The sequence below is a fragment of the Acinetobacter sp. LoGeW2-3 genome (genome assembly GCF_002688565.1).
Lineage (GTDB): Bacteria > Pseudomonadota > Gammaproteobacteria > Pseudomonadales > Moraxellaceae > Acinetobacter.
Genome location: NZ_CP024011.1, coordinates 1629438 through 1649775, shown reverse-complemented (window position 1 = coordinate 1649775; position 20338 = coordinate 1629438). Strand labels below are relative to the sequence as shown.

Genomic DNA, 20338 nt, shown 5'->3' with positions numbered 1-20338 from the left:
GAAGTTCAAAATATAAAAAGACAGAGATAAAAAAAGACCGCTAAAAGCGGTCTTTTTTTAAGCCTTAAAGACTTATGCAGCCAATGCATCTTTAGCTTTAGAAGCTAAAGCAGCAAACGCAACTGCGTCATGCATAGCAATGTCAGCAAGTACGCGACGGTCGATAATCACTTGAGCTTTTTTCAAGCCAGCGATCATACGGCTGTACGACAAACCATTTTGACGAGCACCAGCATTGATACGCGCAATCCATAGAGCACGGAATTGACGTTTCTTCTGACGACGGTCACGGTAAGCATATTGACCAGCTTTGATTACCGCTTGGAACGCTACGCGGTAAACGCGTGAACGAGCACCATAGTAACCTTTAGCGCGAGCAAGAATTTTTTTGTGACGGCGATGAGCCTGTACACCACGTTTTACACGAGCCATTTATAATCTCCTTAGATGTACGGGCACATACGACGAACTGAAGCAACGTCACTTACGTGAACCATTACACAGCCGCGCAATTGACGAATACGCTTAGCAGATTTTTTGGTCAAAATGTGGCGTTTGAACGCTTGTTTACGCTTAAAACCGTTAGCAGTCGCTTTGAAGCGTTTAGCTGCACCACGGCGAGTTTTCATCTTAGGCATAACAACCTCTTTTGAACACCTGTTCGGCACGTCTGCACCATTGCAAAGACGCCCTGCAGGTAAGGGAGCCGATATTCTAATGCATCTTTGTTTAAAACAAAAGCAGTATTGAAACTAAAAGATAGATGACTGGTGCTTAGTCCTATTTCCCATAAGTATTGCGCGATGAAATACTAAGCATCCTGATCCAAGCCTTTTATAATCTGCCCACCTTTCAAATAAAAAAAGCTTATGACTCCTGCACATGATGCATTTGCAGCCCTGCGCTATCGTGATTTTTTCATCGTCACTCTCAATCAGTTCTGTCTGACCCTCGCCATATTAATTCAGGAAATTATTGTGGCGTATTCGCTGTATCAGATTACCAAAGATCCGTTGACGTTAGGTCTGATCGGTCTGGCAGAAGCGATTCCCTTTATTAGCCTGTCTCTTTGGGGCGGTTATTTCGCAGATCGTTTTAATAAACAGACTATCATGAAAATCTGTTTATTCTTCGCTATCCCTGCCCCTTTGATTCTCTGGTCACTGTTTCATGCTCATGGCTTGGGACAAATCACGACCAACTCTCTGGCTTGGGGTATTTATGCGGTGATTTTTAGCTTGGGCACGATCCGTGGTTTTTATAATCCTTCTGCTACTTCACTCAAACCCTTTCTAATTCCACGTAAGCTGTATGCTAACGGTGCGACCTGGACCACGATTGGCTGGCAAAGTGCTGTCATTATCGGTCCGATGCTGGGTGGATTCATGCTGGCTTTTCTCGGACGTGAAACCAGCCTGTTTAGCGTAGCAATCCTGGTTTCGATCTGTTTTATTTTGGTGAACTTGCTACAAAAACGTAGCTTCCCAAAAATTGAAACTGAAAATTTGTGGCGCAGTCTGGGAGATGGTTTCCGTTTTATCTGGAATACCAAAATTGTCCTGTGGGCCATTTCTCTAGACTTGGTTTCTGTATTGTTTGGTGGTGTGATTGCCTTATTGCCGATCTTTGCCGAAGACATTCTTAAAATTGGTCCGGAAGGATTGGGCTATCTGCGTGCTGCGCCTTCTATCGGTGCTTTGGTGACAATGATCGCGCTTACCAAAATTCCGCCAACGCAAAATGCATGGCGTAATATGCTGCTGGCTGTCGCAGGCTTTGGTGCCTTTACCTTGCTGTTTGCCTTCTCGAGCAATATCTGGCTATCGCTATTTGCTTTGGCGATGACCGGTGCATGTGACAGTATCTCTGTGGTGGTGCGTCAGACTATTTTGCAGATCTATCCACCTGAGAACATGCGTGGCCGTGTTGCAGCCGTAAATGGCATGTTTGTTTCTTCGAGTAATGAACTTGGTGCCTTTGAGTCGGGACTTGCTGCCAAATATATGGGCGCAGCCATGGCCACTGTATTTGGTGGCTGCATGACCTTGGCTGTGGTAGCGATCAGCTGGGCCAAAACCCGGGATTTATTTTCGATTGACATTAATAAAGGGACAGAAAAATAACTTATTTTGAATGAGGTACTTGCCAGTATTTCTAATTCAGGAAATACTGCGCTTCAAAATTGGCCATCTTCTTAGCTTGATTCAAGATTGAAACTTATGAAACGTATTCTGTGTATGTCCCTATTGATGGGCTTCCCTTTCGCAGCAAGTTATAGCGCATCAATAAAAAAAGCACATCAATTACCCACACAGACTATTGATGTACAGCCAACGCATTTGACGACACGCATTGAATGGCGCAAGTTTCCCAAACCAAAATACAGCAATGAAGATTTAAAAGGTCAGGACCGTTCTGCAGTAGTACGCATCTATGCCAATGAACACGGTCAAATTAAACAGGCTACCATACAGGACAGTACTGGTTACCCTCAACTGGATCAGCTGCTACTCAATGCCGTGAAATCAGCTGAGGTTAAACCACATATTGAAAATAAAATAGCATTACCGATTATTGGCTATCAGGTGTTTAACTTGAAACTGACTGAGCAAGATCAGGAATTTTGTGAGTACAGTTTTAATTCTAAAAATTGGCAGGCACAGCAAAAGCATCAAAAAACCAAATTCCAATATGTGAATCAACCGGAACTCAATGTCGATACAGATTTATTGAATGAATATGACCGCAAAGTAGAATTCCAGATTAAAGCTAATAGCAAAGGCGAGATTAAAAAGGTCAATATCAAAAAAGGCTCAGGCATTTATCAATTGAATCAGCAAGTGACGAATGCCTTAAAAGGTTCACAAATCCGCACCAAACGTCGAGCAAGTACCTTATGGCTGTATAAACCATCCAGCTTTAAGGATGAAATTCAGTTTAAGCTGAATGAATGCAAATAAATAAAAAGAGGCTATAAGCCTCTTTTTTAAATCATGCTATAGGCCAGATAGATAAACAGATAGCGTCCAACTTTCGCAATGCTGACGATCAGTAAGAATCGAGCAAAGTTTTCTTTAAGCAGTCCTGCAATTAAGGTAATAGGATCACCAATGATTGGTACCCAACTCAACAGCAAAGACCAATAGCCATATTTCTGGTAAATCCCTTGTGCTTTTTGCATCTGCGGTTCAGATACAGGAAACCATTTTCGGTCTTTATATTGCTCAATCTTCAGGCCTAAATACCAGTTCACACAAGAGCCCAGAATATTGCCTACGCTGGCAACTGCGATCAGCACAAAAGCTGAATAGCTACTATTAACTAACAGTCCCAGCAATACCGCTTCTGACTGCAAAGGCAATAAAGTCGCTGCACCAAAGGCAGACAGAAACAGGATCAGCAATGCCATCTCGATGATCCAAAATTTAGCGTGTCAAACCCAACTGTTTTTTGGCTTTCCAATATTCCATAGTTGACCAGAAAATAGCGACCACTATCGCAAATATACGGGACCATTTATATTTGGTTGCCAGCGGCAAAATCGCCTCAGCCAATACATTTTGATCCTTGGTATTCAATTCATTAATCACCATCTGAATATGCACAATCTCAGTTACAAATAAGGCTAAACAGGCAGCCAGACCAAAGATAATGCTCCAGTAAATTCGAGGATTGGTTTCCACAATTCGAGTGAAGTTCAGGAAAAATGCTTTCATGCTCATATCCAATAAAAAACCACCTGAATCGGTGGTTTTAATAGCTTTTGCACATCTTAACATAACAACAGCAGATTAACTGACCTGAATCGCTAATGCTTTTTGCACTGCAGGACGTGCCTTCATACGCTCAATATATCGACTGACTTCAGCATAATTCGCCAGATCAATACCTTGCCACTCATAACGCAGTAACCACGGGAAAATTGCCATATCTGCAATTGAATATTCACCCGCGACATAGTCCTGACCAACCAGCTGTTTATCCAGCACACCATATAAGCGCTTGGTTTCATTTACATAGCGCTCGGTCGCATAAGGAATTCGCTCTGGCGCAAAGCGACTGAAATGATGGTTCTGTCCCAGCATCGGGCCTAATCCACCCATTTGCCACATCAACCATTGTTCCACGTGAATCCGCTTAATTTCATCCGTTGGATAAAACAGACCGGTTTTACGTCCCAGATACTGCAAGATGGCACCAGATTCAAAGATTGAAATCGACTGATGGTTTGGTCCATCCTGATCAACTATAGCTGGAATTTTGTTGTTTGGTGAGATTGCCAGAAAGTCTGGCTGAAACTGATCATTTTCCAGAATATTGATTGGAAAGATCTGATAAGGCAGCCCCATTTCTTCTAATGCGATTGTAATCTTATGGCCGTTGGGTGTACCCCAATAATATAAATCAATCATTCGTGCCTATGCTCCATACACCTTTATTATGGTGTTTTAACAAAATAATGGATCTGATCAAAAACAACAAGCAAAGCTTTATAAAATAATTTTTAATTTAATTTCAATAAATTAATATGGTTTTATTAAAAATCTCCCTCAAATTCCTTGAAAATTTTCGGCCTGAACACATATTTATTTCTGCATAAGGATGATCCCTTCATCTTTTGCCCTGTCGATGATGATCATGACAGATGTGTTTCCTTATTTTTAAAACTTTGCTGACCTCAGGAGGTTCTAATTATGAGCAATATCAATCTTCATCCATTATTCCGCCGTAGTATTGGCTTTGATCGTCTGAACGATTTCATTGATTACGCTATGCAGAGCGATGCTCCAAATTATCCGCCATACAATATCGAAAAACACGGTGAAAACCGTTACCGTATTGTGGTGGCAACCGCTGGTTTTAATCAGGAAGAATTGAGCATTTCTCTTGAAAATCGCTTGCTAACCATTTCTGGAAAACCTGAAGCCATTCAGACTGAAGGTACTGAGTATTTACATAAAGGCATTGCACGTCGTGCTTTTAAACTGTCACTGCGTCTGGATGAACATATTGAAGTTCAACAAGCGGATTATGCCAACGGCCTGCTGGTGATTGACCTGCAACGTGTCATTCCGGAAGAAAAATTGCCAAGACAAATTCCGATTGGCAAAAAATTGTTGCTAGAAAATCCGGAAGAAGTGACTGAAAAAACAGTCAATGCGGAATAAGCACACAGAACATTCTGAAAAGGCCCTTCGGGGCCTTTCCTTATTTTTAGGCCAGTCTGGATTGTACGGTTAATAACAGGCTTTCTAATTGCTGAACTGTATGAATCAGATAATGCGGCTGATGAGCAATCAAGGCTGATTCACTATTAAATCCCCAAGTCACTGCAGCGACAGTAATCCCATTGCGATGAGCTGACTCTACATCAATAATCTGATCGCCAATATAAATGACCAGCTCTGGACGCAATTTAGATTGCTGCGCAATTTTTCTAATCTGTTTGGCCTTGCCATAAATTGAAGCATTGGTTTCGACCCAGTCAAATAGTTGAAGCAGTTCGCTACCTAAATACTTCCGGCAATTATTTGGTGTATTTGAAGTGACAATGGCCAGGCGAACCCCCTGCTGTTTAAGCTGATGCAGCAGATCCGCAATTCCATCAAACAATTCTGGCGTCTTGCCACTACGTCGCATCTCTCGTTTACAGTCATACATCAAGCGAAAGGTCTGAAACATGGATAGATTGAGTGCTCGACGGATCTGTCGTGGTGGCAAAGCCCTGAGATGTTCAACCTGATCTTTATGCATTAAGGCATAGCGATATTTACCGGCAAAGTGGTTGAGCAGCTCAATAAACTGTTCAAAAGAATCAACCAAGGTACCATCTACATCGAAAATCACCAGTTGATACGGTACAGGGGGATTATGTAAAAACGCCATAAGGCAATCATCCAGCAATTCATGCCAATTTTTAAAATGTATCTGTTCTCTATTTCATATTTGTGATGTGTATCAATTCAATCCTGATCAAAATGATTTCAGCACAAATAATGCGTCATAGTTTAGTTGTTTTTTTCGGCTTTAGATTGATAGCAGAAATTTATCGTTTTTTTTCAGCTATAAAAAAAGCCCTGCAATTGCAGGGCTTTTTTCGCTCAATGAGTGCTTACTTTTTCTTTTTAGGACCAAGTAGCATACCCATTTGACGGCCTTCCATTTTTGGAGATTGTTCAACTACACCAATTTCAGCTACGTCAGCTTCAATTTTTTGTAATTGAGCCAGACCCAATTGTTGGTGAGCCATCTCACGACCACGGAAACGAAGCGTGATTTTTACCTTGTTGCCTTCTTCAAGGAACTTGATAATTGCACGTAGTTTTACGTTGTAATCACCGACATCAGTACCAGGGCGTAGCTTGATTTCTTTCACCTGTACTTGATGTTGTTTTTTCTTCGCTTCTTTCTGCTTTTGTTTAAGATCAAACAAATGCTTGTTAAAGTCCATGATTTTACAAACAGGTGGCTCAGCATTCGCTACGATCTCAACAAGATCAAGCTCAACACTTTCTGCAGCACGTAAGGCTTCAGCTAAGCTTACAATACCTTTTTGCTCACCATTTTCGTCTACAAGACGGACTTCTTTAGCACGAATTTCATCATTCAACGCAGGACGGTTTGATTTGTTACCGCCCTGTTGATTACGGTCAGGCTGTTTAATCGCTGTTACTCCACAATGTACCGGCCGCGTTCGGCTACGGCTGTTTTTACCAGATCAACGAAAGCATCGATTGACATGGTACCCAAATTTTTTCCTGAGCGTGTACGGACATTCACCGTACCTTCCTCTACTTCACGGTCCCCAAGTACCAGTAGATAAGGAATACGCTCTAAAGTACGTTCACGAATCTTAAAGCCGATTTTCTCATTTCTCAAGTCGGAAATCGCGCGGATACCGCTTTCTTTAAGTTTTGCGACGACTGACTCACAAGCTTCAGCTTGAGAATCGGTAATATTCATGACACACGCTTGAATTGGCGATAACCAAGGTGGCATAAAGCCAGCGTAGTGTTCAATAAGTATACCAATAAAACGCTCGAAACTGCCAAGAATTGCACGGTGCAACATTACTGGCTGATCACGGTCATTATCTTCAGTTACATAAGATGCATCTAAACGTTCTGGCAAGTTAAAGTCACATTGAATGGTACCGCACTGCCATACACGGCCTAAGCAGTCTTTCAATGAGAATTCGATCTTCGGCCCGTAGAATGCGCCTTCACCCGGTTGCAGTTCCCACTCCAGACCAGCAGCATCTAAAGCATCAGCCAAAGATTTTTCTGCCATATCCCAAAGTGCATCATCACCCACACGTTTTTCAGGACGAGTCGACAACTTCATTTGTACTTCTTCGAAGCCAAAATCTTTGTATACATCGAGTGTCAATTTGATAAAGTCTGCAACTTCGGTACCGATTTGTTCTTTGGTACAGAAAATATGCGCATCATCTTGAGTAAAGCCGCGTACACGCATAATGCCGTGTAATGAACCTGATGGCTCGTTACGGTGACATGAACCAAACTCAGCTAGACGGATTGGAAGATCACGGTAAGATTTCAAACCTTGGTTGAATACTTGCACGTGACAAGGACAGTTCATCGGTTTCACGGCATAGTTACGGTTCTCAGAATGAGTCGTAAACATGTTTTCAGCATAGTTTGCTGCGTGACCTGATTTTTCCCAAAGCGTGAAATCAACCACTTGCGGTGTACGGATTTCCAGGTATCCGTTGTCTTGCTGAACTTTACGCATGTATTGTTCAAGGACTTGGTAAATGGTCCAGCCATTTGGATGCCAGAACACCATACCTGGCGCTTCTTCTTGCATATGGAACAAGTCTAGCGCTTTACCGATTTTACGGTGGTCGCGTTTTTCCGCTTCTTCAATACGTTTGATATAAGCTGCTAGCTGTTTCTTGTCAGCCCACGCTGTACCATAGATCCGTTGCAACTGTTCGTTCTTCGCATCACCGCGCCAGTAAGCACCAGAGATTTTAGTCAGTTTGAACGATTTTAAGAATTTGGTATTTGGAACGTGCGGACCACGGCACATATCCAGGTAGTCTTGATGGTAGTACAAGCCCATTTGTGTTTCTTCAGGCATGTCTTCAATCAGACGTAATTTGTATTCTTCGCCACGTGCAGTGAATTCTTTGATCACTTCATCACGTGGTGTCATTTTTTTGATGACATCATAGTCTTGGTCGATGAGCTTTTTCATGCGCTCTTCGATGGCAGCCATGTCATCTAAAGTAAATGGACGTGGCATCCAGATGTCATAGTAGAAACCTTCTTCAATGACTGGACCAATTACCATTTTTGCTTCTGGGAACAATTGCTTAACAGCATGACCCACCAAGTGTGCGCAAGAGTGACGAATGATGTGAATACCATCTTCGTCTTTAGGCGTAATAATCTGCAGGGTTGCGTCTTCAGTAATTAGATCGCAAGCGTCCACTAAACGATCGTTAACACGACCTGCAACAGTATTTTTTGCTAGACCAGGACCGATGCTTTGAGCAACTTCCATCACAGATACGGCTTGATCAAATTGTTTTTGATCGCCATTTGGCAAAGTGATAATTGGCATATGAAATCCTTAAGGAGTGATGCCCCGTACAATGGAGCATGTCACCGCGAGATTATGATCGAGGAGAACCTCAAAAGATAAAAACGGTGGATAAATAAAAAATCGCCTAGAATTTTACACGTCTCGGGCCATTTAATAAACCGTTAATCCCTTTTTCTCCGCCGGAAACCTACTGTGCTAGCAATCCTTTGTGAGATATTCGAGATGATTCGGAAAATAAACACCGTGATTCACCCTGTTATTCTCTAAAATTCTCCCACTTCTGATATTGCCCCTGTTCATAGGCATATAGCGAGGCAAATTGTGGCAGAATCGATTCACTTTGAGCCGGTCGGAAAAATACATAATCATCAACCTGAATCTGACAGCTGGATGGAATCTGCAACAGTTCCTGATTGCTGCTGCGCCCATACAGCAAATGCGGCTTTGCACCCAAAGGATAGATACATTTCCCACGCCAGTAGCCACCATAGATACATACTGCCCGCTGCCGCGGCTGAAAACGTTTCAATCGATCCAAACCCGGCAACTGAATCTGATCCAGCACTTTCAATACTGGTGCAGCAATCCATAAAGCAGGCTGCATCGGCTCTAGTCCTTCCAGATCAAAATCCATCGGCTTAAGCAGCATGGAACCGAAGGACACATCATTACAGACAGTTTGGATAAAATGATGATGCAAGGTGCCACTGCCCGCCCCATTCAGACAAAGCGTAGACAGATCCAGTTCAGGCAACATCTGGCACATCACGTCAATAAAGTTCCTATAATGCTGCTGAGATTTCTGATAGCTCTGAATGGGTGGAAATAAGGCACTGGGCAGTTTGGCAACATGGGCGTCATAACCCATCAGCCCACTCAAAATCAGATACTCAGAATGGCTTTTAATCATCGCCAGGCAATGCATAAATTCTTCTAGATCTGATAAACCACCACGATGCAATCCGATATCAATCTCCAGATTGACCCGCAGTTGTAGATTCCGCTCCTTCGCATAAGCCAGATAATTTTTTAGACGCTCCGCTGAATCAATCAGCCACTGTACTTTTGGCAGATGCTCGGCCTGATTCTCAGTAAAGCTTTTCAGCCCCTGCAAGGGTACTGGCTTACCTATCAGAATATCTGCCTGTTTATAGGCTTGCAGAATATGCACGGCATGCGGAAGGTGAAACACCATAAACGACTGCGTGTTGAATGCTTTGGCAATACGTTTCAGCAGCATTGAATTGGCTAATGATTTCACCACCAGACGCGGATTCAGATGTGTTGGGATCTTGTGCTGTAGCCAGTCGACATTTTGCTCCAGCGTAGACACATCCAAGATCAGTTGTGGTTGTCCATTTCCCTGCTCGTGCAGGCTTTTCTGGAGTTCCTGAAAATAATCAACATATACCATGCTGTGTTCCTCCTCAGTTCATTCAAGATGGAATGAACAGGCGCTCCAGATAAGGATTGAGCCATTTATCCTGTGGATCAAGCGCTTTTCGTAACTGCATAAACTCATCCCATTTCGGATAGAGTTCGCAAAGTTGTCGGGCTTCCAGCGAATGCAGCTTACCCCAGTGTGGGCGTCCACCGTATTTTCTGAAAATCGGTTCGACCAGATCAAAAACCACCTGATAATCTTGTTTATGAAACTGATGTATCGAGATCGAAACCGAATCCCGCTGATAAAATGGACTCAACCAGATGTCATCGCCATGCACATAACGAAACTCAATTGGGAAAAATACTGGCGCCTTCTGCTGCTGTAGTACTTCCATCACTTCTTCAAAACACGCTAAACCTTGTTTCACTGGAAGCTGGTATTCCATTTCGTTAAAACGGGTATTGCGTACACTGGGAAAAATACGGCTAGACCAGTCCACCACGGTTGAGGGTCGGATCGCGACATTTAACAGGCGTTGTAACCATGGATTCAGTCCAGGCCAAAGCCGGGTCAGCTCGCAGCACATGTTCAACATAAAGTCTTCATCCATCCAACCATCCGGTCGTGCCTGTGCGTCTTCCTGGGTTTCATCTAGACTTTTGAGGATGACATTATCGCTATGGGTAAAGGCCCAGAATTCTATATGCCGGTGCTGATGCTTCCATTTTTCGATGTTCGCATACAGCTCTGTCAGTGAGCAGAGACGAATCTGTTCCCGCAACCGGTACATAGGACGATTCTGTAGCTGGATACGGGTCATGATGCCCAGACTGCCACATGCCACACGTCCTGCAGCAAAGATGTCAGGATTCCGTTTAGGATTACAAAGCAGCAAGTTACCGTCGGCAGTCAGCAATTCAAATTCAGAAACTAAGGCAGACAGACAAGGTAACTCCACCCCGGTTCCATGCGTTCCTGTGGCAATTGCACCGGCTAGGCTTTGCCGGTCAATATCGCCCTGGTTTGCCAGTGCCTGATCAATGGTGGTCAGCTTCTCGCCGACATCATATAAACGGGTTCCAGCCCAAAAGGTACTGCGGCACTGCTCACGATCATAGCCACACATGCCTTTAAGCTGATCTAGACAAACCAGCACATCACTGGTTTTTGCCAAAGCACTAAAGGAATGCCCTGCCCCTACGACACGTAATTTTGGATAGACACGCACAAGCCCTTGCAGCATCTCGATACTGTAAGGATGAAAAATACTGGGACTGGATCGCTGGGAACCTGACCAGTTGGCCCACATCTCCGCTTGTGCTATCTCCATAGCGACTTCCTTTTACCCTGTTTGCGTGCATAAAACCCGGGCATAATTGCTTTTATTATTGTTGTTATGAATATCTTGTTATTTACAAATCATCATGCAGCTATTTGAAGAAACAAGTCAATTCGCTTGTCTGTGTAAATTTGTAAAACTTGTTTTTTTATAAATACTTGCAAAATAATTTGATTTTATCAGTCACTAATCCACAAAAATAAAAGCCCATAATTTTATCTACTTGCTTCACTCTTTGAAGTTAAACTCTAAACTGATCTTCATCTAGCTCTACTTTTTTCTATTTATTTTGATGATAGACATGGAAATTAACAGTTCATTTTAGTTATTAAATTTTAATAAAAACAAATATATGACTCTAAAAATCATTCCAAGTAACACACGCTCGACTAAAGCATAAATGTCAAAATGGATAAAAATTGCTAGATTTAGAGCAATTACACAATAATTATTTATTCATGGAGTAGAACAATGGTCAGTGCATATGACGAATTACCACGCACACCAGCAAACTTTGTAGCGCTTTCACCTTTACGCTATCTAGAACGTGCGGCCTATATCTATCCCAACCAGAATGCCATTATTCATGGCCAGCGTGAAATCACCTGGCGTGACACTTATCAGCGCTGTCGTCGTTTTGCCCATCAGCTGCAACAACTGGGTGTAGGCAAAAACGATACCGTCTCTGTACTTCTTCCCAACGTCCCAGCCATGATCGAAGCGCACTTTGCTGTTCCGATGGCAGGTGCTGTACTCAATACCTTAAATACCCGTCTAGATGCCAAGACTTTGGCATTTATGCTAGAACATGCCGAAACTAAAGTTCTACTCGTCGATCCTGAATTTACTGCGATTGCGCAGGAAGCGCTGGCCCTGATCAAGCAAGACATTTATATCATCGATGTCGCAGATGAGAACTATGAAGAAGCTGGCAACAGCATTGGTCAGATTGAATATGAAACCTGGCTAGCGCAAGGCGATGCCAATTTTGAATGGCACCTGCCACAAGATGAATGGGATGCCATCAGCCTGAACTATACTTCAGGTACGACGGGTAATCCGAAAGGCGTGGTTTATCATCATCGTGGTGCGTATATTAATGCGGCAAGTAATATCATTGCCTGCGGGATGATGCCACGTGCAACTTATCTCTGGACCCTACCATTATTCCATTGTAATGGGTGGTGTTTTGCCTGGACCATGGCTGCCAATGGCGGGACCAATATCTGCTTGCGCAAAGTCGATCCTGAACTGATCTTCCAGCTGATTGCCAAACACAAAGTCGATTATTTCTGTGGTGCGCCAATCGTGCTGTCGATGTTGATCAATACGCCAGCGGAGAAAAGAACCCAGTTCGATCATCGCGTAGAAGTAATGGTGGCAGGTGCTGCGCCTCCAGCGGCCATCATTGAAGGCATGCGTAATATCGGTATTAACGTGACTCACGTCTATGGTCTAACCGAGACTTATGGCCCTTCTGCACTATGTGCTTCTCAGGCGGGTTGGTCAGATCTATCGATTCAGGAACAGGCACAATTGCATTCACGTCAAGGCGTACCATATCCACTACAAGATGGTATGAAAGTACTAGATCCTGAAACCATGCAGGAAGTGCCACATGATGGTAAGACGCTGGGCGAGATCATGTTCCGTGGCAACATTGTCATGAAAGGTTATTTGAAAAATCCAGAAGCGACCGCAGAGGCCTTTGCCGGTGGCTGGTTCCATACTGGTGATTTGGCCGTTTGTCAGCCGGATGGTTATGCAAAAATTACCGACCGCTCTAAAGACGTGATCATTTCTGGCGGTGAAAATATTTCTTCACTGGAAGTTGAAGAAGTATTGTATCAACACCCTGCGATCCTGACTGCGGCAGTCGTAGCGAAACCTGATCCGCGCTGGCAAGAAGTGCCATGTGCCTTTATCGAGCTAAAACAAGGCTTCGAAGTGACACCAGAAGAAATCATTGAATTCTGCCGTGAACATTTGGCGCGCTTCAAAGTGCCAAAAGATGTGGTGATTACTGAAATTCCAAAAACTTCGACCGGCAAGCTGCAAAAATTTGTGTTACGTGAATGGGCCAAAGAACGCTCAGCAGGTGAATTTAGTTAATCACCTGACGTTGTGCTGATGCAGGGAAGGTAAAGGATACATTCTTCTGCTCGTTTTTATCGCTGACAGTGAGACTGGTTCCCAGACCAGAATATTCCTCCTGTCAGCGTTTTTTTATTTTTAGTTTCTTAATTTTTTGTTCTTCTAAATTTACCTCTGGAAGTTTCACTGATATCGCTTTTCGGCAATTAATTCTCCTTAGCTCATTCATTTATAAACGCTTATTCTCTACCACTTATCGTTATTTGATTGTGAAACAAAATCAAAATTTATTAAGATTTGATTTTATAACTTAATCAATTGATTCGGGGGAAATAATCAAATGGCAGCAAGTCGTGGAGGAAGCCGTGAAGGCGCAGGACGTAAACCACTTTATGATGAACCCACCAAAGTGATGCGCATTCCTGCTTCACGGGTCGTGGAAATCAAACAGTATTTAAATCAAAGCCGTACACCATACTTTGATAATATTGCTTCGATTACTGCAATTGATCCCATTACCCAGATGCAAATTCCATTGGCTTCTGAAAAAATTGCTGCCGGCTTCCCTTCCCCAGCCCAGGATTATGTCGATAAAACCCTGGACATGAATGAACACCTCATCAAGAACGAAGCGGCCACCTTTATCGTTAAGGTCGCTTCACTATCGATGCGCGATGCCGGGATTGATATTAATGATGAACTGGTGGTTGATCGCAGCCTCACGGCCAAGCATGAAGATATCGTGGTCGCCCTGATTGACAATGAATTCACTGTAAAACGCTTGATGATCGAAGATGATGAACGCTGGCTAAAAGCAGAAAACCCAGATCATGCCGATATCCACCTGAAAGACGGTCAGGAGATGATGATCTGGGGTGTGGTGACCTATGTCATTAGGCCTTTCCGTAAACGCAAATAAATACGGCTCAGCACATGGATCGTCCGCCACGTATTTTTGCCCTGGTTGACATCAATAATTGCTATGTCAGCTGCGAACGGGTGTTTAATCCTAGTCTAAACAATCGTCCTGTGATTTTACTGTCTAATAACGATGGTTGTGCCGTGGCACGCTCCCAAGAAGCCAAAGACTTGGGTATCAAGATGGCGGTGCCTTATTACCAGATTAAGGAGCTGGTCGAGCAGCATCAGGTGGAGGTGCTGTCCAGCAACTATGCACTCTATGCAGAAATGTCACGACGCTTTATGAAGATTCTTGGGGAATTTGTCGAGCCGAATGAACGGGAAATCTATTCAATTGATGAATGTTTTCTGAATCTAAGCTCGCATGCTGCACTGTACGATCTGAACCAGTTTGCGCAAAGCATTCGAAATCGAGTCTGGCAATGGCTCGGATTACCGATCTGTATCGGGATTGGCCGTACCAAAACTGAAGCCAAGATGGCCAATCATCTGGCGAAAAAGCATCAGCATTTTAATGGAGTTTGCAACCTGATAGAGATGGATCCTTGCGCCTTGGAACTATTATATCAGCAGACCGACATTAGCGAAGTCTGGGGAGTGGGACGGCGTCAGCGAGAAAAACTCAATCAAATGAATATTTATAGCGTGCTTGATCTAGCCCTAACCTCTCCGGAAATGATCCGTAAGCGGTTTTCCGTAGTATTGCAACGCACAGTACTGGAATTACAGGGCATCCCCTGCATAGAACTAGAACATCAACCTGAAGCCCGCAAACAGATTGTCTCCAGCCGCTCCTTTGGGCATCGGGTCACCGAGCTAAACGACCTGAAAGAGGCCATGTCACTGTATATTCAGGATGCGGTAATCCGGCTCAGGCAGGATCGGTTGCTTTGTGGCTGCGTCATTGCCTTTGTCCAGTCCAACCCTTTTGATAAACAACAGGCTTATTATAATCAATCACTGTCTTTTGCTTTGCCGGAACCCACCGACCATCTGCTGACATTATCCAAAATTGTGGTATCGATGGTGGATCAGCTTTATCAGAAAGACATCGTCTTTAAAAAGTGTGGTGTGATCCTGACCTGTCTGGAACCCAAAGCCAAACATACTTATGACATTTTTACAGATATGCAGCAGGTTCAGAAAGAGAATCAACTGATGACTTCTCTAGAAAAGATTCAGAGTAAATTTGGCAGAAGCAAACTGGGGCTAGGCGCCAGTATGTTACCCTACCGACACTGGAATATGAGTCGCGATCGGCTTAGTCAGAATTATTTCCAATGGGATAGCTTGCTGGAAATTAAGTAAATCTAGAAATAAGAGAGGAAGCTATTTCAACTTCCTTTTCTAGTGAAAATAAGTTTAGAACGTCGACCAGCCACTCCATTCCATAAAACGGTACAGCCAGTATTTCCAGCGCGAGTCATCCTGATAAGCTGCATAATCCAGACTGGCTTTTCGACCATTCAGATTCGACCAGGAACTATCAAAATAACGCTGGGCATCCACAAAAACCGCAGACTGTGGCGAACCTACCACCCGCATATCGGTTTCCAGATTATAGTTTTTCAGATTACGAGCAGTGAAATTGGCTGAACCTAAAATCATCTCCGCCTGCTGACCATTACGCTTGATGATAATCTTGCTATGACACTGCTCGCCTTGCGTATTGCACCAGCGTACATCAATACCAGCCTGATGCAGTTCATGTGCTACCTGACGGTTGGGCACCCCATTTTTCTGACGGCCAAAAGCATCCTTGTTCGGATCCAACAGAATACGTATCTGCACACCACGTTCATGCGCTGACAGAAGCGCTTTAATAATTTTGCGTTCCGACAGATAGAACACTGCCAGATCGATATGATTGCCTTTTTTCGCAGAATTAATCAGATTCAAGGTGGCATCATAAATACCTTTTTCCGTCAGTACCTGTGCCTGTGGCTCAGTTTTCGCCGCTTCAAACTCACCAGCAACCACTGCAGGCATATTGGCACCAGACATCATGCCAACGCTCTGTTCAGTCTGCAGAATATCCAGTGCTGTTTTGCCTTTCACCACCAGTGCTATATTGGAATGGCGTGAACTGCCATCATGTGGATTCATGGAAGTGACCAAACCTTTCCAGCCATCATCAGTGTCGACCACCAAAGTTTTGCGGTGATTAGCTTTGAAATTGAGCAGGTTGAAATAGGTACGCAGGGTAATTTTTTCATCGCCAAACGGATTTGGCAGCCAGCCTTTCTGCGGATTATTGCCAATACCCTGACAGCACAAATACCAGAACCCCGACCACATCGGGTTGGAAGCACGTAACGGCGTCAAATCCGTTTCAATCACATCGATGCCATGTTGACGTAATTCCCGATAATGTTCAGGTGCAATCCCGCCATAGACGGAATTGATCGGATCGGTAATCAGCTTCACTTCCAGTTCAGGATTGAGAATGCGTTTGTTAATCAACGCATCAGTAAGCTTTTTGGTCAGCTGCTCATGTTCCAGCTTGGATTCCCCTACTTCGGTATTGAACAGGAACATATCCAGCATGATCAGGCTTTTCGCTTCCTCAATCATGCCCAGCATTTCCTTGAAAATATGATGATCCAGTTGCTGTTTGCCTTGAGCATCAATATAGGTCTGATCTGCCAGAAACTTCACTTCTGAATGACGTAATTGGCCCGTGTAGTTCAAGCCATCTGGCAATGGCTTAAAGGTGTGATATAACGCTGAACCCAGATAGCTAATTGCAAGCAATATAAGGATAACTGCCATATAGCGGCGTCCTGACCAATTTAGTTTATTATGAATTCGCTGAAAGATATGCATATAAAAAAACCTAACCCAATATAATCAGGCTAGGTTTTATCTGATGATTTTTCAAGTCATTTTCAGTGTTTTGGCCGGAATGCAGCTATTTACACCAGTTAAATCCTTAGAAATCGTACTCGATACCTACTGTAAAGTTACGTCCCACTTGCGGAATATTCGACAGGAAAGAGGTATTTGAATAGACCTGATCATCTAGTAAGTTATTGGCTTTCAGATAGACACGATAAGCATTTTTATCAGCAATGCTATTGGCATAGCTTAAACCAACATTGACCATATTGTAGCCTTGGGTGGCATCTTCGTAGCTAACACGTTCACCTTGAGCCTTGCGGTAGCTAGCCGTTTTATCTTGCTTAAATACATGATAATACTCTGCCAGACCTGACCAGCCATCGGCAAAGTCAGCTTCAACCTTGGTACCTAAACGGCCTGCTGGTACACGTGGTGCATTTTCACCGTCAATCTTGCCACGCACATAGTCGCCAAATACACCCAGCTTATAGGTGTCATTCAGTGCATAAGTCCCTTCTGCTTCTGCACCATAAAAACGGGCTTTGTCTTGGGTATATTGGACACCACGTAAATTGCCTTTTTTCGCAACAGTTGCACCATATATATAATCATCAAACCAGTTGTGATAAACATGTGCATGATAATTGAGCTTGTCTCCTTCATAATGGAAACCAAGTTCTAAGTTGTTTGAAGTTTCCTTATCAATATTTGGGTTACCCACTTCAAAGGTATTGGTCGCAAAGTGCATCCCATCAGCATACAGTTCCTGTGCCAACGGTAAACGTTCTTGATGAGAACCAACAATAGAAAGTTTATAGTTCGGCACAAACTCCCAATTCGCTGCAGCAGATGCTGAATAGGCTGTACCTGAATAGTTGTTTTGCCCAGATTCCACATCAATAGTTTGATGGTCAATACGTGCACCGACTTCAAGATGCACATCACCCAACTGTTTATGCTCTAAAGCAAACAGGCTATATTTTTTGGTATTCGTATCGGCCATGAGAATATTGTGATCATGTCCTTCATGTGCAACATGATGTTCACTATGATCGTGGCCTTCATCTTCATGCTCATCGTGGTCATGACCTTCTCCGCCAGCTAAATCAATTTTTTGCTGACTGAACTGTGTACCAATCACACCCTCCCAACCAGCAACAGGAACATGCACCAGTTCTAAACGTGCATCATAACCACGGCTTTTGAAGTTGCTAACCACTTCATTTTCTTCGAGTTCATCATGCTCATAATCGGTAAAGCTGGCATGGGCACGCAATTTTTCAAAACCGGTAAATGGTTGATCAAGCTCGGTTCGTAAATCATAGCGCTCGGATTTTAAATCCACCCATGGTCCACCAGCATGATCATGTTCATCTTCATGATCTGAATCTGGTTTTGGACAATGAAAATGGTCGTTGTGTAACTCACAACCATGGTATTCATGACTATGCCCTGGCAAGCCATATTCATCCTGACGGTTGCTATAAGACAGGCCGACAAAACCACGGTCATGAATCCATGAACCACCAATGTTTACAGTCTGGCCTTCCGAGAAGGTATTTCCCACACGACGCTCTTTTTCTAATTCACCATCATGATCATGAAAATAATCCGGGGCAATATAGTTATTGGCTTTGTGTTTAGAACTTTCTACACGCAGGGCAAAGTTTTCACCTATACCTGCGGTTACACCTGCACTTGCCAGCTTTTCATCACTGCCTGAGTTGTAACGTAGTCCAACTTTACCTTCCAGATCATCTTCCGGCATTTGGGTTGGAATTTTCTGGTCAGTCACATTCACCAGACCACCGACTGTTCCCGCACTATAAAGCAGTGTTGAAGGTCCACGAATCACTTCAACCTGTTTCGCCAGAATCGGATCAACGGTTACCGCATGATCAGGAGATAAAGTCGATACATCTGCAGTTTCAGAAGCATGCTGCAATACTTTTACCCGTGGCCCATCCTGGCCACGAATGACGGGACGACTGGCACTAGTACCATACTGATTGGAATACACCCCTAACTGACCAGCTAAGGCATCTCCAATAGTAGTGGCGCCTTCAGCCAGAACTTTCTGATCAATCACTTGATCCGCCACAGCAAAATCGGTTGCCGTCTGTACCAAAGGATGAGCCTGAATCTGGATAGTTTCCAAGGTTTGTACCGGCACAGCATTTTGTTCTTGCTGTGCCCAGGCAGCTGGCGTGACAACTGCAAAAATGGAGAGTGTTATTAAGTTCTTATGAAACGACATGACCCAAACTCAAAATGATCAAAACAGAATAATGTTATAATATAACATTTCATTACTTTTACAATCATTTCTTTTGATTTAAGCTATAATTTAGAACCGATTTTTTATTTATATTTTAATCACCACTAAAATACATAATTACATTATCTACTATGCCCTTTACTTTATCTCATGCAGTACTTGCTCCTCCACTCTCCAAATTAACAGGGCATCGCTTGCCTGTAGCCGCATTGGCGATTGGCTGTATGGTGCCGGATTTATATCGGTTGTTTACTCAGGCATCATCTAATATCACTCATCTATGGTCTTCGATCATTCATCCTAATCTATGGATCGGCCTAGGTTTCTGTCTACTCTGGTATGCCATCTACCGTCCTGTAGTTTACCGCTTTGTCGGTATCCAGCATGAACTCGATATACATAATGTAGTTTCAGCAATCAAATTTATTTGTGCAACCTGTATTGCTTTGATTCTAGGTATTGCTACTCACCTCATCTGGGATGGACTCACTCATGCGGATTTTCGGACTTTTGCCTTTCGGGATTTTCTAGCCCAACCAGTTGCAATACTTGGATATTATTTCCCAATGCATCGCATGCTCCAGCTCGGAACTTCTGCTTTAGCGCTGCCTTTTATTGGCTGGATGATATGGTGTTATTACCATACTTATCAGCAATATTTGCCAGTGAATAAAAAGGTTAGAACCTTTGCCTGGGGCCTACTCAGTATTACCTTTGTTATGGGCATGCTTTCTGTTTGGGATTACTCCAGACATATTCCTACTGAGATTTGGCAGTCTGATCTGTATTATTTTACTGGTCGTGCTATCAACGAATTCAGTCAATGGGCTCTATTAGTTTTTACACTGGGTTGCATCCTATTTTTATTTCTGGATCGCCAGCACCGCATGGGCTAAGCTCCAGT

General features: G+C 43.4%; 19 protein-coding genes. 7 read left to right on the top strand and 12 right to left on the bottom strand.

Going from position 1 to position 20338, the window contains the following annotated elements:
• Positions 1 to 72: 72 nt before the first annotated feature.
• Positions 73 to 432: a 50S ribosomal protein L20 gene (gene rplT / locus BS636_RS07960; protein ID WP_004647525.1), complete on the bottom strand. Its 360-nt coding sequence runs from the start codon at positions 430 to 432 to the stop codon at positions 73 to 75.
• A gap of 11 nt (positions 433 to 443) precedes the next feature.
• Positions 444 to 638, bottom strand: a complete 195-nt coding sequence (rpmI, locus tag BS636_RS07955) for a 50S ribosomal protein L35 (protein WP_004278281.1) — start codon at positions 636 to 638, stop codon at positions 444 to 446.
• 231 nt (positions 639 to 869) lie between these two features.
• On the opposite strand from rpmI, the gene BS636_RS07950 reads away from it, so the two are divergent.
• Positions 870 to 2123, top strand: a complete 1254-nt coding sequence (locus tag BS636_RS07950; protein ID WP_099338275.1) for an MFS transporter — start codon at positions 870 to 872, stop codon at positions 2121 to 2123.
• Positions 2124 to 2219: 96 nt separating this feature from the next.
• The gene (locus BS636_RS07945; RefSeq protein WP_099338274.1) at positions 2220 to 2960 is read left to right on the top strand and encodes an energy transducer TonB; all 741 of its coding nucleotides are present in this window, start codon (positions 2220 to 2222) and stop codon (positions 2958 to 2960) included.
• Between the two features lie 26 nt (positions 2961 to 2986).
• Here BS636_RS07945 and BS636_RS07940 read toward each other — a convergent pair whose 3' ends face one another.
• From BS636_RS07940 to BS636_RS07930, 3 genes are all read right to left on the bottom strand, one after another.
• Positions 2987 to 3409 carry a YqaA family protein gene (locus BS636_RS07940; protein WP_099338273.1) on the bottom strand — a complete coding sequence of 141 codons (423 nt, stop codon included), beginning with the start codon at positions 3407 to 3409 and terminating at the stop codon, positions 2987 to 2989.
• A gap of 16 nt (positions 3410 to 3425) precedes the next feature.
• Complete coding sequence (locus tag BS636_RS07935) at positions 3426 to 3716, bottom strand: hypothetical protein (protein ID WP_099339629.1); 291 nt, start codon at positions 3714 to 3716, stop codon at positions 3426 to 3428.
• 75 nt (positions 3717 to 3791) lie between these two features.
• A complete protein-coding gene (locus tag BS636_RS07930; RefSeq protein ID WP_099338272.1) occupies positions 3792 to 4412 on the bottom strand; it encodes a glutathione S-transferase family protein in 621 nt (206 codons plus the stop codon).
• Between the two features lie 282 nt (positions 4413 to 4694).
• On the opposite strand from BS636_RS07930, the gene BS636_RS07925 reads away from it, so the two are divergent.
• Positions 4695 to 5168, top strand: coding sequence for an Hsp20 family protein (locus tag BS636_RS07925; protein ID WP_099338271.1), 474 nt, complete (start codon positions 4695 to 4697; stop codon positions 5166 to 5168).
• A 46-nt stretch (positions 5169 to 5214) separates the two neighbouring features.
• Here the strand turns inward: BS636_RS07925 and BS636_RS07920 are convergent, their stop codons facing one another.
• From BS636_RS07920 to BS636_RS07900, 5 genes are all read right to left on the bottom strand, one after another.
• Complete coding sequence (locus BS636_RS07920) at positions 5215 to 5886, bottom strand: HAD hydrolase-like protein (protein ID WP_099338270.1); 672 nt, start codon at positions 5884 to 5886, stop codon at positions 5215 to 5217.
• A gap of 226 nt (positions 5887 to 6112) precedes the next feature.
• Positions 6113 to 6610, bottom strand: coding sequence for a translation initiation factor IF-3 (gene infC, locus BS636_RS07915; RefSeq protein WP_416202893.1), 498 nt, complete (start codon positions 6608 to 6610; stop codon positions 6113 to 6115).
• Positions 6611 to 6669: 59 nt separating this feature from the next.
• Entirely contained in the window at positions 6670 to 8592 is a 1923-nt protein-coding gene (gene thrS / locus BS636_RS07910) for a threonine--tRNA ligase (protein ID WP_099338268.1), read from the bottom strand.
• Between the two features lie 238 nt (positions 8593 to 8830).
• Positions 8831 to 9988 (bottom strand): alanine racemase, encoded by a 1158-nt coding sequence (locus BS636_RS07905; protein WP_099338267.1) that lies wholly within the window; start codon positions 9986 to 9988, stop codon positions 8831 to 8833.
• Positions 9989 to 10010: 22 nt separating this feature from the next.
• Positions 10011 to 11291, bottom strand: a complete 1281-nt coding sequence (locus BS636_RS07900; RefSeq protein WP_099338266.1) for a D-arabinono-1,4-lactone oxidase — start codon at positions 11289 to 11291, stop codon at positions 10011 to 10013.
• Positions 11292 to 11771: 480 nt separating this feature from the next.
• Between BS636_RS07900 and BS636_RS07895 the strand changes: the two genes are divergently transcribed.
• The 3 genes from BS636_RS07895 (at position 11772) to BS636_RS07885 (ending at position 15623) form a co-directional block, all read left to right on the top strand.
• Positions 11772 to 13412, top strand: coding sequence for an acyl-CoA synthetase (locus BS636_RS07895; RefSeq protein WP_099338265.1), 1641 nt, complete (start codon positions 11772 to 11774; stop codon positions 13410 to 13412).
• Positions 13413 to 13734: 322 nt separating this feature from the next.
• Positions 13735 to 14313, top strand: a complete 579-nt coding sequence (locus tag BS636_RS07890) for a LexA family protein (protein WP_099338264.1) — start codon at positions 13735 to 13737, stop codon at positions 14311 to 14313.
• A 14-nt stretch (positions 14314 to 14327) separates the two neighbouring features.
• The gene (locus BS636_RS07885) at positions 14328 to 15623 is read left to right on the top strand and encodes a Y-family DNA polymerase (RefSeq protein ID WP_099338263.1); all 1296 of its coding nucleotides are present in this window, start codon (positions 14328 to 14330) and stop codon (positions 15621 to 15623) included.
• A gap of 54 nt (positions 15624 to 15677) precedes the next feature.
• Here the strand turns inward: BS636_RS07885 and BS636_RS07880 are convergent, their stop codons facing one another.
• Together BS636_RS07880 and znuD are read right to left on the bottom strand one after the other, a co-directional pair.
• On the bottom strand, positions 15678 to 17141 hold the full coding sequence (locus tag BS636_RS07880; protein WP_099338262.1) for a phospholipase D family protein: 1464 nt from the start codon (positions 17139 to 17141) through the stop codon (positions 15678 to 15680).
• 106 nt (positions 17142 to 17247) lie between these two features.
• A complete protein-coding gene (znuD, locus tag BS636_RS07875; RefSeq protein ID WP_099338261.1) occupies positions 17248 to 19413 on the bottom strand; it encodes a zinc piracy TonB-dependent receptor ZnuD in 2166 nt (721 codons plus the stop codon).
• A 152-nt stretch (positions 19414 to 19565) separates the two neighbouring features.
• Here znuD and BS636_RS07870 point away from each other — a divergent pair, with 152 nt between their 5' ends.
• Positions 19566 to 20330 carry a DUF4184 family protein gene (locus tag BS636_RS07870; protein WP_099338260.1) on the top strand — a complete coding sequence of 255 codons (765 nt, stop codon included), beginning with the start codon at positions 19566 to 19568 and terminating at the stop codon, positions 20328 to 20330.
• Positions 20331 to 20338 lie beyond the last annotated feature (8 nt).